Annotated in this window: 12 protein-coding genes; 10 read left to right on the top strand and 2 right to left on the bottom strand. The window is 44.3% G+C overall.

What is annotated here, in order from left to right; all coding sequences use genetic code 11:
• Positions 1 to 21 precede the first annotated feature (21 nt).
• From FTV34_RS01960 to rdgB, 6 genes are all read left to right on the top strand, one after another.
• Positions 22 to 2,340 carry a TonB-dependent siderophore receptor gene (locus FTV34_RS01960; protein WP_180068630.1) on the top strand — a complete coding sequence of 773 codons (2,319 nt, stop codon included), beginning with the start codon at positions 22 to 24 and terminating at the stop codon, positions 2,338 to 2,340.
• A gap of 464 nt (positions 2,341 to 2,804) precedes the next feature.
• Positions 2,805 to 4,502, top strand: coding sequence for a 2-isopropylmalate synthase (gene leuA, locus FTV34_RS01955; protein ID WP_180068628.1), 1,698 nt, complete (start codon positions 2,805 to 2,807; stop codon positions 4,500 to 4,502).
• A gap of 112 nt (positions 4,503 to 4,614) precedes the next feature.
• On the top strand, positions 4,615 to 5,775 hold the full coding sequence (locus FTV34_RS01950; RefSeq protein ID WP_034704397.1) for a homoserine O-acetyltransferase: 1,161 nt from the start codon (positions 4,615 to 4,617) through the stop codon (positions 5,773 to 5,775).
• Complete coding sequence (gene metW, locus FTV34_RS01945) at positions 5,775 to 6,368, top strand: methionine biosynthesis protein MetW (RefSeq protein ID WP_004781976.1); 594 nt, start codon at positions 5,775 to 5,777, stop codon at positions 6,366 to 6,368. The genes FTV34_RS01950 and metW overlap by 1 nt, the downstream gene beginning before the upstream one ends.
• A complete protein-coding gene (locus FTV34_RS01940) occupies positions 6,365 to 6,955 on the top strand; it encodes a tetratricopeptide repeat protein (protein WP_166136288.1) in 591 nt (196 codons plus the stop codon). Before metW ends, FTV34_RS01940 begins: the two co-directional genes overlap by 4 nt.
• Positions 6,956 to 7,059: 104 nt before the next feature.
• The gene (gene rdgB, locus FTV34_RS01935) at positions 7,060 to 7,686 is read left to right on the top strand and encodes an RdgB/HAM1 family non-canonical purine NTP pyrophosphatase (RefSeq protein ID WP_180032206.1); all 627 of its coding nucleotides are present in this window, start codon (positions 7,060 to 7,062) and stop codon (positions 7,684 to 7,686) included.
• A 166-nt stretch (positions 7,687 to 7,852) separates the two neighbouring features.
• Here the strand turns inward: rdgB and FTV34_RS01930 are convergent, their stop codons facing one another.
• The gene (locus tag FTV34_RS01930) at positions 7,853 to 8,734 is read right to left on the bottom strand and encodes a permease (RefSeq protein WP_180068626.1); all 882 of its coding nucleotides are present in this window, start codon (positions 8,732 to 8,734) and stop codon (positions 7,853 to 7,855) included.
• Positions 8,735 to 8,920: 186 nt separating this feature from the next.
• Here FTV34_RS01930 and FTV34_RS01925 point away from each other — a divergent pair, with 186 nt between their 5' ends.
• The 4 genes from FTV34_RS01925 (at position 8,921) to FTV34_RS01910 (ending at position 12,763) form a co-directional block, all read left to right on the top strand.
• Positions 8,921 to 9,139, top strand: a complete 219-nt coding sequence (locus FTV34_RS01925; protein ID WP_159123604.1) for a Sec-independent protein translocase subunit TatA — start codon at positions 8,921 to 8,923, stop codon at positions 9,137 to 9,139.
• 9 nt (positions 9,140 to 9,148) lie between these two features.
• Entirely contained in the window at positions 9,149 to 9,571 is a 423-nt protein-coding gene (gene tatB / locus FTV34_RS01920; protein WP_179992406.1) for a Sec-independent protein translocase protein TatB, read from the top strand.
• Positions 9,568 to 10,347 (top strand): twin-arginine translocase subunit TatC, encoded by a 780-nt coding sequence (gene tatC / locus FTV34_RS01915; protein ID WP_179992407.1) that lies wholly within the window; start codon positions 9,568 to 9,570, stop codon positions 10,345 to 10,347. Before tatB ends, tatC begins: the two co-directional genes overlap by 4 nt.
• Before the next feature lie 187 nt (positions 10,348 to 10,534).
• A complete protein-coding gene (locus FTV34_RS01910; protein ID WP_180068624.1) occupies positions 10,535 to 12,763 on the top strand; it encodes a PhoX family phosphatase in 2,229 nt (742 codons plus the stop codon).
• Between the two features lie 34 nt (positions 12,764 to 12,797).
• Here FTV34_RS01910 and FTV34_RS01905 read toward each other — a convergent pair whose 3' ends face one another.
• Complete coding sequence (locus tag FTV34_RS01905) at positions 12,798 to 13,589, bottom strand: NRDE family protein (protein WP_180068623.1); 792 nt, start codon at positions 13,587 to 13,589, stop codon at positions 12,798 to 12,800.
• Positions 13,590 to 13,670 lie beyond the last annotated feature (81 nt).

Here is a 13,670-nt window from a genome sequence, read left to right as displayed (position 1 = left end):
TAAAAATAAAAAAGAATGATTATGAGTTATATAAAATCTCGTAAAAAAATAGTTTCTTCAGCCATCGTTTCTTCCCTTTCTTTTGCATCTGCACACACGATTGCACAGGAAAATGTGGTGGAGCTTGAGACCATTCATCAGGAAGTACAAGCTGAACCCGTGCCGGGTCTAAAAGTCGATCAGTCAGCCAATAGCAAGTTTGTTGCGCCACTCCTGGACACGCCAAAATCTGTGGTCGTGATTCCCCAACAACTGATTGAAGATACGCAGGTCACTACGCTGGCTGATGCTTTGCGTACCGTACCAGGTATTACTTTAGGCGCAGGTGAAGGCGGCAATCCGAATGGGGACCGGCCTTTTATTCGAGGCTATAACTCGGAAAGTTCGATGTACGTCGATGGCGTACGAAATTCGACTTCACAAAACCGGGAAATGTTTGCCATTGAGCAGGTCGAAGTTACCAAAGGTTCTGCTTCTGCCATGGGCGGTGCGGGCACTACGGGTGGCAGTATTAATATGATCTCCAAAGTGGCGAAAAAGGGAGATGCGCTGGAAGGCTCTGTTGCGGGTGGTACAGATATGTATGCCCGTATCACTTTGGATGCTAACAAGGACTTCGGCAATGGCATGGCGGCTCGTATCGCGGTCATGGGCCACCAGAATGAAAAAGCGGGTCAACATGACGGTGCTGAATATAAACGTGCTGGTATTGCACCCAGCTTCAGTTTTGGCCTGGACAGCGCAACGCGTGGAACTTTAAGTTATTACTATCTGAAAACTGATGATATTCCAGACTCCGGCGTTCCCTATAACAATCCATTTGCAGCGAGCAATGCCAATGCCGCTTTAAATGGCAATGGTAAACCAATTGATGTCAAAGCTGGTCAATACTATGGCTGGAAAGATCGTGATTTCCAGAAACAGGAAAACCAGATTGGTACTTTAAAATTAGAACATGATTTGAATGACAATCTGACCCTGAGTAATACGGCAGTATTTAACCGTTCCAAAAATGACTATCTTTGGACCAACCCCGATGATTCACGCGGGAACTTCATTTTGAATGACAATGTCTGGGCGCGGGCCAATTCACGTATCTCAGATACCGATACCTTTACTGACCTACTGGCTTTAACAGGCAAATTTAATACTGGTGCTATTCAGCACAGCTTTAACCTGGGTGCAGAATATTCAGATCAGGATACCGAACGTACCCAATATATTATTAATGGTCTGAATGCTACTGGAAGCTCTTTTGCGGCCTGTGGTACTTCTGCCAATGTGGCCTTAGGTTGGTGTACTTCTGTAGACAATCCAGACCGGGGTGCGTGGACGGGGACACTTAATACAGATGGTGCGGACCGTTATGATATCGAGACCAAATCAAAATCGATCTACTTACTGGACAGTATCGAATTGCATCCGCAATGGATTCTGGATCTGGGTATACGTTGGGATGATTACAAAACTCAGCAAACCTTGACCTATGGACGATTCAATAATGCGGTGACAGGTGCAAACAATACACCGATTACCGCCGTTCCAGGTGATCAGCTGACCCTCGAAAATGAAGAAGACTTTTTTAATTATCAGGCGGGTCTGGTCTTTAAGCCAAGAGAAAATGGCAGTATTTATATCAGCTATGCCACTTCCTCGAATCCGGTCGGTATCGATGGCGGTGATGGCTCTGAAAGTATTAGCGCAGCTATTGAAAATCTAAAAGCTGAAAAAGTCCGCACCATGGAACTGGGAACTAAATGGGATCTTCTGGAAGATAAACTGAATCTGACGACAGCCATTTTCCGTACTAAAAAAACCAATACCCGCGCCACCGATGCTGATGGCAGTACCCGTAATATCGGTGAGACCCGTGTCGATGGGATTGAGCTGGGTATCAATGGAAATGTCACCGAGAAATGGGCAATTTCCGCAGGCTATACCTATTTGGATAGTGAACTGATTGATGGTGGCTTTGAAAATATTGGAACCACGGCCGAACCGGTTTATGTTCCAAGCACAAACAATGGCAATCAGGTTCAGAACGTAGCAGAAAACAGTGCAACTCTATGGATGACCTATCAGGTCATACCTCAACTAACATTGGGTACCGGTGCTGTGGCAATGGATAAAGTTTATGGCAATGCCGCCAATACCAAATTTATTCCCGGTTATGTGCGTTACGATGCCATGGCACGTTATCAGGTGAACCCCAATGTGGATCTACAGCTAAATATCAATAACCTGTCCGATACACGTTATTTTACCAAAGCCTATTCTTCCCACTATGCCACTGAAGCAGAAGGCATCAGTGCCGTTTTAGGCCTGCATTTTAAATACTGATCTGAGCAATCTTCATGATATTAAGGGCTAGTCTGGATTCATCAAACTAGCCTTTATTTTTTGATATGAAAGATTTCATGTATGCATTGCTTAAGAACTTCCAACAAAGCTATTATATAAAGAAATATTTTAGCCTTATCGCTTAATTACAGGAAAATCCAACAAAATTAAAATAGATTATAGAAATATTTTTCCAATTAATAACTTTATAAGAAAATCTTTTTTAAGATACGACTAAAATCCATAGAAAAAGCAAAAACTTTTCACGTTTTCTGGACTAAAATTTAATTATAGGTTCACCATGCAGGTGTCTGGTTGATCCTGATGATCAAAACTTAAAAAAGACAGGATTGATCTAATTTACCCTCACCTGCCTGTAAACGAATATATAGACAAAATCTATGCTGTAGACCGAGCAACTGCTACACCAAGCAAGTATGCCAGGCTACCTAAGGAGCTCTCTCATGATGTTGGCTGATCCAAGTAAAAAATACCGTCGCATGTATCAACGTGTGGACTTACCAGACCGTCAATGGCCGAATAATGAAATTACTAAAGCGCCAATCTGGATGAGTACTGACCTGCGTGATGGTAACCAGGCGATCTTCGAGCCAATGAACATTGAGCAGAAGTTCAAAATGTTCCAGATGTTGGTAAAAATCGGTTTCAAACATATTGAAATCGGCTTCCCGTCTGCCTCTCAAATTGATTTCGACTTCACTCGTAAATTGATTGAAGAAGGTCATATTCCGGATGACGTCTACATCGAAGTATTGGTTCAGGCACGTGACCATTTAATTGCACGTACTTTTGAATCTTTACAAGGTGCGAAACGCGCAATCGTGCATATCTACAACTCTAACTCTCCAACCTTCCGTCAAAAAGTGTTGAACGTAGACGTTGAAGGTGCAAAACAGTTAGCGATAAATGCAGCGCAAAAAGTGAAAGAATACGCAGCAAAACAGCCTGAAACTGAATTTGTCTTCCAGTACAGTCCTGAATGTTTCTCTGCAACTGAATTAGAAGTTGCCAAAGATGTCTGCGACGCTGTGACTGAAATCTGGGAAGCATCTCCAGAAAACAAAGTGATCTTGAACTTGCCAGCCACTGTCGAAGTCTCTACACCAAACGTATATGCCGATCAGGTGGAATGGATGCACCGTAACATCGAGCGTCGTGAGGGCGTGATCATTTCAGTTCACTGCCATAATGACCGTGGCTGTGGGATCGCAGCGTCTGAATTAGCAATTATGGCCGGTGCTGACCGTGTTGAAGGTTGTGTATTCGGTAATGGTGAGCGTACCGGTAACGTGGACGTAGCAGCAATTGCCTTGAACATGTATACCCAGGGTGTTGCACCAAACTTGGATTTCTCGAATATCAACGAAATCATTGCAACTGTTGAAGAATGTACGGGCTTGCCAGTCCACCCACGTCATCCATATGCGGGTGACTTGGTGTTCACAGCATTCTCTGGTTCACACCAGGATGCCATCAAAAAAGGTTTCGAATTCCAGAAAAACGAAGAAATCTGGGATATGCCATACTTGCCGATCGATCCGAAAGACTTGGGCCGTGACTATGACGCTGTCATTCGCGTGAACTCACAGTCTGGTAAAGGCGGTATCGCTTACTTGTTAGAATCGAACTACAACGTGACCTTGCCACGTCGTTTACAGATCGAATTCTCGCAAATCGTGCAGCAAAAAACTGATGAAGATGGTACTGAGATTTCAGCACAAGCGATCTGGAGCTTGTTCAAAGAGACGTATGTTGCCGCGAAAGATGCTCATTACTCTGCCAAAAACTACAAATTGTCAGATGAAAATGGCAATCAGGTCATTGAGCTGGATATTGAAGTCAATGGTGAAACCCAGCACTTACGTGGTGAAGGTAACGGTCCGATCTCTGCAATCTTGGATGCTTTACAATTGCCAATCGATGTCTTGAACTATGAAGAACGTAGCATCAGCTCAGGTGCACATGCCAAAGCCTTGGCATTGGTTGAACTTCAAGTAAAAGGCACAGGTAAATCTGCCTTTGGTGCTGGTGTACATGACAACATCGTGACCTCTTCAATTGAAGCGATTATCGCATGTACCAACCGCCTGATCGACCAGGATGTGTTAAGCACTGAACAGGTGATTGCTGCTGCCGTCTAAACCCGGTATTTGAATTAGCAATAATTCATAGCATTAAAAAGACTTTAGAAGGATACTTGCAAATGGTATCCTTTTATTTATTCATACTAAAGATTTAAGGCGAATCATTCCCGTGTCTTTTCCAGCTGACTCAGTGGGCCTTGTTGTCCCACAAAAGTTCCAATTCGAACAGCCGTTAGAGCTTGAATGCGGTCGCATCCTCCCACGTTTTGAACTGATGGTAGAAACTTATGGCGAACTGAATGCCGATAAGTCCAATGCCATTTTGATCTGCCATGCCCTGTCTGGCCATCACCATGCTGCCGGTTATCATCATGAAGATGATAAAAAACCAGGCTGGTGGGATGCCTGTATTGGCCCGGGCAAGGCAATCGATACCAATAAATTCTTTGTGGTGGCGCTGAATAATATCGGCGGTTGTAATGGTTCTACTGGTCCTACCTCTCCTAATCCCGAAAATGATAACCGTCCATATGGTCCAGACTTTCCGCTGGTCACTGTGCGTGACTGGGTAAAAACACAGGCGATGCTGTCTGACCGTCTGGGGATTGATGTGTGGTATTCCATCATTGGCGGCTCACTCGGGGGCATGCAGGCCTTGCAATGGTCGGTAGATTATCCGGACCGTCTGCAAAAATGCGTGATTATTGCTAGTGCACCGAAACTGTCTGCACAAAATATTGCCTTTAACGAAGTCGCGCGTCAGTCCATTCTGTCTGATCCAGACTTCCATCATGGCCGTTATCTGGAAAATGACAGCTATCCAAAACGTGGCCTGATTCTGGCACGTATGGTCGGTCATATTACCTATCTGTCTGAAGAAGCCATGAAGCAGAAATTTGGCCGTGATTTAAAATCTGGCAAATTCATGTATGGCTTCGATGTAGAATTCCAGGTCGAAAGCTATCTGCGTTATCAGGGTGAACAGTTTAGCCGTAACTTTGATGCCAACACTTACCTGATCATGACCAAGGCACTGGACTACTTTGATCCTTCACGTGAATATCAGCAGTCACTGGTCAAAGCGATGGCACAAACCAAATGTAAGTTCCTGGTAGTTTCTTTCACGACTGACTGGCGTTTCTCGCCTTCACGTTCTGTTGAAATCGTGGATGCCCTCATTACCAATCATAAGCCTGTCAGCTATGTCGATATTGATGCTGAACAAGGCCATGACTCCTTCCTGTTCCCGATTCCCCTGTATGTAAAATCCTTGCGCGCCTTTCTAGGCGGTGAAGAACATCTGCGATCAACACCGAAGGAGGCTGTGTAATGCGTATTGACCAACAACTTGCTGAGAAATGGATCAAGCCCGGTTCACGTATCCTCGACCTCGGTTGTGGTGATGGCGAACTGCTGGCCCATATGAGCAAAAAGCACAATATTCGTGCATATGGATTAGAAATTGATCAAGAAAAGATTGCAATTGCGATCAGTCGCGGGTTAAATATCATCCAGCAGGACTTAAACCTCGGTTTAAGCCGTTTTGCTGACCAGTCTTTTGACTATGTGGTGATGGCACAAGCTTTGCAAGCTGTAGATGCACCAGACGTATTATTGCGTGACATGGTGCGTGTAGGGAAACAGGCCATTATTACCTTTCCAAACTTTGCGCACTGGAAGACTCGTTCTTTCTTGGCATTAAAAGGGAAAATGCCGGTTTCGGAAGCCTTACCCTATATGTGGTATAACACCCCGAATATTCACCTATGTACCTTCCGTGACTTTGAAGCATTATGCGCGGAAAACAACATCAAAATTATTAATCGACTCGCTGTGAATGGGAATCAAGAAGATAGTTTGCTTAGCAAACATCTCCCAAATCTGTTTGGTGAAGTCGCAATTTATCGAGTGAGCGCTCTATGAAAAAATTATTATTAAGTACGACGCTACTGGCTGGACTTTTTGGCATGCAGGCCCATGCCGATTACGTTGCACCAACGCCTTCTGTGGCCAGCCAAGCAGCGCAATATTCAGTAATGGACATTCATAGTCTGACTAAAGCGGCTAAAGCAGGTCAGCCTGGTGCACAATTTTATTTAGCAACAAAATACCAGTATGGTAAAGACATTCAGAAAGATGAACGTCAGGCTTTTGCCTGGTATAAAGCAGCAGCAGATCAAGGTCTGGCAGTGGCTCAACTGAATGTTGGCCGTATGCTGGCAGATGGTATTGGCACCAAGAAAGATGAAACACTGGCTCGCCAGTACTTTGAAAAAGCAGCCAGCCGCGGTGATAATCGTGCCAGCTTTAACCTGGCGATGATGGAAGAGAAAAAGAAAAACTATATGGGTGCTTATCAGTGGTATGAACTCTCTACCCGTGACGGCATGCTGGACAATAAAGTGATTACTTTATCTGAAGGCAAAAAAACTGCATTGGCAGCCAACTTGACCCAGGAACAGATCCGTCAAGCACGTGATCGTGCAGACCGTTGGATTCAGGCACAATAAGCTGGATCTGCAAAAGAGCGCCTTCGGGTGCTTTTTTTTATGGCCTAAAAACTGCAGCAAGTTGCTACACTACATATATGTAATTTGAAAGATGAGTAATTAATATGACTTCAACTGACTGGCTCTCCCAAGGCACACTGGTATTGGCAAGTAATAATAAGGGCAAGATTGCAGAATTCGAAAAGATGTTTGCTGAGCTTAAACTTCCGGTTGAAGTGATTCCTCAAGGTCAGCTGAATATTGAAGACGCAATTGAAGATGGTTTGAGCTTTGTTGAAAATGCCATTATCAAGGCACGTCATGCCTCACGTATTTCTGGCAAACCTGCGATTGCTGATGATTCAGGGATTTGTGTACCAGTTCTGGGCGGTGCACCTGGAATTTACTCTGCACGTTATGCGGGTGAACATGGTGATGATGCAGCGAACAACGAAAAATTACTGGCTGACCTGAAACCACTGCGTAAAGACGGTGAACCGATTGAAGGCATGTTTGTGTGTGTACTGGCCTTAGTTCAACATGCCGAAGACCCATTACCACAAATCTTCCAGGGCATCTGGAAAGGTGAGATCTTGGAAGCAGCCCGTGGTGAAAATGGCTTTGGCTATGATCCGCTGTTCTGGTTACCTGAACTGGGTATTGCGAGTGCGGAAATGAGCAAGGAAGAAAAAAATAAAATCAGCCATCGTGGTCAGGCGATGAAACTGTTTAAGGCGAGTTTGGAAAAATAAATCTAATTCCTAAAGGAGTCCTCCCTCCTTTTAGGAGGGAGTTAGAGGGAGGCCATTTCCTCACCCTTGGGGAGAAGGAGCCCCTCCCTTTTTCAAAGGGAGGTTGGGAGGGATTTAAATAGTAAATTACCTCTCCCTAACCCTCTCCTTGTAGGAGAGGGAACTTTCATAACGTTGGCACCACCGCATGTACCACCATCCCATACACCCCAATCAAAATTGCACTCGCAATCGTTCCTGAGGCAATATATTTCGCTGAATAACCTGTGCCCTGATAATGGGTTTCCAGTGCCACAATATTGGCTGCTGGCGGTAATAAAAAGAACATCAGCATGACGGCATACGTTAGAGTAAACTGTGGAATCGGCAAATAAAAATAAGCTGCACCACACAGTAACACCGCAAACAATCCCCGACTAAAAATTAGTTGTAGACTGCGCATTAAATCGAAGCGGCTGATCCGTACATTGCTTAGCCACATTCCTAGCACACACATGCCACTAAAAGTCACCAGCACTTTATTGGCTTGATACAGCATCTCTACCCAAGCCACTTGTTGCCAGTGACTCAAATCCCAAAATGACAATAAAGCTGCCATCGACAAAGCCACCACTGGCGGTGAGAGCAATACATTTTTTAAAATATAACGCGCGTCTTGTCTGGCTTCACTGACTGCCATGACTGCACAGACATTGCCAAACAAAGAACCACCAATGTACAGCGCCACCACGGTACTGGTCGCTTGTGGACCAAAAACGGCCAAGGTAAAAGGAATCCCCAGCCATGCACCATTTAAATAGCTCAGACATAAGGCACGCAGTTTATTTTTAAGGATGCAATAAAATACGGCAAAAAACAGGCAGGAACAAAAGAAGCTAAAGCTGATCAGCCACAAACTGCCTTCCTGGTAGAACACCATGTTGTAAATAATCAGCACCGGAATCAGGACCCGGGCCAGTAAAGCCGCCAAGAAAGGCCGAATCGGTTTTAAATATTGCACGCCCCAATAACCGGTCAGAAAAGACAGGAGCGGAAGAATCAAGGCCATGACAGTACTGCTGGGATTTCTATATCAGGCCATATGCTAGCACAGCATGGTTTTAATCGAATCGTAGATTTTTTGATATGAGCTATTCATCGCACTGATGCTGTGTCGGCAAACTGTCATTAAAGCGTCACTGCATTGTCATACAAGCCTGCTGAGATAGGTGCATGAAATATGGAGGATAAAATAATGGCAGGATTATCAATTTGGCATGTGCTGATTTTTGCAATTGTGGTGATTTTATTGTTTGGCACATCGAAACTGAAAAATCTGGGTAAAGATGTTGGCGGCGCAATTAAAGACTTTAAAAAATCGGTCAAAGATGAAGAAGCTGAACAGGCCAAGTTAGCAGAGCCACGCATCATCGAGGCACAAGTCAAAACCCCTGAAACCTCGATCAAGAGTTAAGAGTTCGCTATGCTCAATATCGGAATGACCGAGCTGCTGATTTTCGGGATTATTGCGCTTTTAGTCCTTGGGCCAGAGAAACTTCCTGAGGCAGTACGTTTTGTCGGAACATGGTACGGCAAGATCAAGCGTATGGTGAGCAATGTTCAGAATGATCTTGATCGTGAATTACGTCTGTCTGAGCTACGCGAACAAATGCAGGCTGAAATGCAGCGGATTCAGCAACTCGAAGCCAAGATGCAGGCACAAATGGCAGATTTACAGCAGCCGATCGCAACTGAGAAATCAAAAGCAAAGCCTCAGCCTGTTCAGGTATCGGTCAGCTATCAGCCGATCGTAGAGCCTGTATCCCCTGTGTATCTACCTAAACCGGCAATAACACAAGCTGCGATTTCCGAACAACGCTATACGGAAATGAAGGTGGCTGTATGACATCCTTACCGACCACACCAGCCTCAAATGATGCTGCAGTGGTAAATCTTGAAGAGATGCCAATTACCCAGCATTTGGTGGTATTAAGAAAGCATCTGTTTAAAGTAGTTGCTGTCCTGATTGGCCTGTTTTTCTGTTTATTACCCTTTGCCAATCAGACTTACCAGTGGCTGTCTGAACCGCTGCGTGCACAGCTACCCGCAAGCTCGACCATGATTGCCACTGATGTGACGGCAACCTTCATGGCACCGTTTAAGCTGAACTTTTTTGTGGCACTGATGATCGCGATGCCGTTCATCTTGTACCAGCTCTGGACCTTTATTAAGCCGGCGCTGTATGCCAAAGAAAAGAGTCTGGCTTTACCACTTCTGATCGGCAGTATCGTGCTGTTTTATACTGGCATCAGCTTTGCATACTTTGTAACATTGCCCTCGATTCTGCATTTTTTTATCAGTGTTTCGCCTGAAACCGTAGCCCCAATGACCGACATCAACAGTTATCTCAGCTTCTGTTTAAAGCTGTTTCTGGTCTTTGGTTTTACCTTTGAAATCCCGATTATTACCTTGGTTCTGATCTTGATTGGAGTGGTTTCAACCCAGACGCTGGTCGAAAAACGCCGCTTTATTATCGTTGGCTGTTTCTTTGTAGCTATGTTCGTGACTCCACCCGATGCCTTGTCGATGATCATGTTGGCCATCCCCATGTGGTTACTGTTTGAACTGGGTTTACTGGCAGGAAAACTGATCGAAAAACGCCGTTTAACCGATCAACAATAACAAGAACCCAAAAACAAAAAGAATGTATTTCACTCAGGCAGCCTTGGCTGTCTTTTTGTTTACATTTAAACCAATATATTGATTTATTTAATTTTATTGAAATATAGACTTAACCATTTTGTCATACTTTAGGTCTAATTTATTTCTGACTTAATGAAAAGCAAGCCTTTCACCAGGATCAGAAAAAATGACAGATTATTTAGATTTTAATGATGATTATGACAGCAACAATTCGGGGAATGCAGAGTTCACTCAACTTTTGCAAAAAAATATTAACCGCCGTGAATTGATCAAAAAAACAGCTGGTGGTGCAGTTGCCTTAACTTTAGCAGCTTCTTTAACCGGTTGTAGTGATGACGATGATGAACCAAATAACTCAGACAATCCTACTCCACCATCAACTGAACCAGATTTAACAGCGAAACCAAGCTCGCTAAAATTTAAGGCAGTCGAGAAAAATACTTTAGAACAATTTTCGGTGCCTGAAGGCTACGATTTCAAAATCTTGCACGCTGTAGGCGATCCTCTGAATTCAAGCCTGCCAGTTTGGGATGAAAACAATATTCCAAGTGGTATTTCATATGAGCGTCGTGTTGGTGATAACCATGACGGCATGACCTTTTTCGGTATGAATGCCGCTAAGCAAAATTATGATGCAACAGTATCTGATCAAGGTCTGTTGGTCATGAACCATGAATATTTGCAACGTGGTGATCTGCACCCTCGCGGCAATGCTTTTGATCCAAAAGATATTACTGAAGATGAAGCGCTTCGTGAAATATACGCGCATGGTGTTTCAATTGTTCATTTGAAAAAAGACCCAGTCACTCAAGCTGTTAGTGTGAATCTGGACTCACCATTTAACCGTCGTATTACTGCAGCAAGTGAAATCGAATTTAGAGGCCCTGTAAAAAACCATGCCTTGGTACAGACAGCATTTAGCCCAACTGGCTTGATCACACGCGGTACGATTAATAATTGTGGTAATGGTTATACTCCGTGGGGTACTTACCTCACCACTGAAGAAAATTTTAATCAGTACATCGCGCGTCAAACAGAAGATGATGCTGGGGATGTACGTGACGCCATGACTGAACATGCCATCTCTCGCTATAAAGTGAGCAATAAGGCAAGTGGTTATAACTGGCAGAGTATTACAACTCCAACACTTTCATCTGTAGATATGTTCAGCCGTTGGAACACTGCTGCTTTAGCGAACACAGCTCAAGAAGATTATCGAAATACAATCAATACCTTTGGCTGGATCGTGGAAATTGATCCATTCGATAACCGCAGTCGCCCAGTAAAACGTACCGCATTGGGTCGTTTTGCGCATGAAGATTGCCGTGTTAGCCGTGCGATTGAAGGTAAGCCACTTGCATTCTATATGGGTGATGACTCTCAGGGCGAATACATCTATAAGTTTGTATCAGCAACCAATTGGAATCCAAGTGATATCAATGGTGGCTATGCAGCTGGTGATAAATACATGGACCACGGTAAGTTCTATGTCGCCAAGTTTGATTTTAATGAAGCTACGGGTGAAGCGCGTGGTGAATGGCTTGAACTGTCCATGAATAACCCGAAAATTACTAGTTATGAAAAGTATCAGTTTAAAGATCAGGCCGATATCTTGGTACATGCACGTCTAGCTGCCGATGCAGCGGGCGCGACCAAAATGGACCGTCCAGAATGGGTTGCCGTAAATCCTGAAAATGGTGAAGTTTATGTAACTTTAACCAATAACTCGCAACGCGGTACCGGCCATGCCATTGATGCAGCCAACCCACGTCAGTACTCGGACGATGATGATACGACTAATCGCTTGCGCGGTAACATCAACGGCCATATCATCCGCTTCCGTGAAGATCAGGATGATGTCAGCTCGACTGGCTTCACTTGGGATATTTTCCTGTTTGGTGCAGAAGCAGATTCGATTCCTGGGGTTAACCTGTCAGGCTTGACCGATGACAATGACTTCTCTAGTCCAGATGGCATGTGGTTCGATCCACGTGGCGTACTGTGGATTCAAACCGATGATGGTGCTTATACAGATACCACGAACTGTATGATGCTGGCTGCTTTACCAGGTCAAATTGGTGATGGTAGTGTAGTTACAGCTACTGCAGGTGCCGGTACTCAGAAAACACCACTTGGCACTCAACTAGATGACTCCAAGTTACGTCGTTTCTTGGTCGGTCCAGCAGATTGTGAAATTACGGGTGTGACCATGACACCAGACTACAAAGCAATTTTTGTGAATGTTCAGCATCCGGGTGGTACTTGGCCATCAAACCAGCCTGCAAATTTAATCAGTACAGGCAAAGGCTCTCGCCCTCGTTCGGCTACAGTGGTTATTACCCGTAAAGATGGGGGAATCATTGCAGGTGAAGCCTTAGAAACGACTCAAGCTTAATTCTCAAGCAACTTCAAAACAAGGCTGACCTATGTCAGCCTTGTTTTTTGTCCAATGGAATAATTTTTTCAATCACCTGTCCTACATTTTCACCCTGCTGTGATTTTTCTAGCCAGCACCATTTATCATTGGTCATTCTCAAAAAATTAGAACAGCGGGTGCCATAGGCTGGGCTTTGAATAAATGTCGAAGACAGCAGATGTTCCATTTCCACCGAAATCCCTGTTTCAGGTAACAGTTCAGGAATCACTTTACGCTCATCTTCCAGAATATCCCAGGCAGCATGATATATATCCGCTTGTGGAATGTTGTTCTGTTGAAGCATCGGCAGAAGCTCCTGAGTAAAGCGCTTGCGCAAATGCCTGGTCTTTTGCCAGTCTTCGCTCATTAGGCCATTTGAGACTACATATACCCCATGTGCCAGTACTTGTGGCGCCTCACCACGATTACTCATATAGACGGCTTGATCACGATCACCGACAAACAGGTTAAAGCCCGCATAATCACATTGACGTTTTTCCAACTCTTGAGCAAACCGGATAGGTTTCAATTCAGATTCCAGAAAATGCTGAATGATATGTCCACGTGAAGTTGGGTAGTTATTCTTGTCATTACCATCCCTGAAATTGGTAATCACTGCCCATCGTCCTGAAGCAGTTATACCCATCCAGGTACCACCAGACTGCAGATCCTGCCCGGCAATAATCGGACTGTTCTCCCATTCATATAATGCCTGTGTTGGACGTTGATAGAACTCATCACGATTTGAAATCAGACATAAAGGCGTTTCATCCAGAACTCGCCAAGCCAGTGCCACAATACACATAATTGATGCTCTCGATCTTTACACATTGAATGTACAACAATTTTCTTCGCTTTCAGCTAAAATCTGTGCAAAACAGAATCA

The organism is Acinetobacter sp. YH16038, assembly GCF_013417275.1.
GTDB lineage: Bacteria > Pseudomonadota > Gammaproteobacteria > Pseudomonadales > Moraxellaceae > Acinetobacter.
This window is presented reverse-complemented; position numbering and strand designations above follow the sequence as displayed.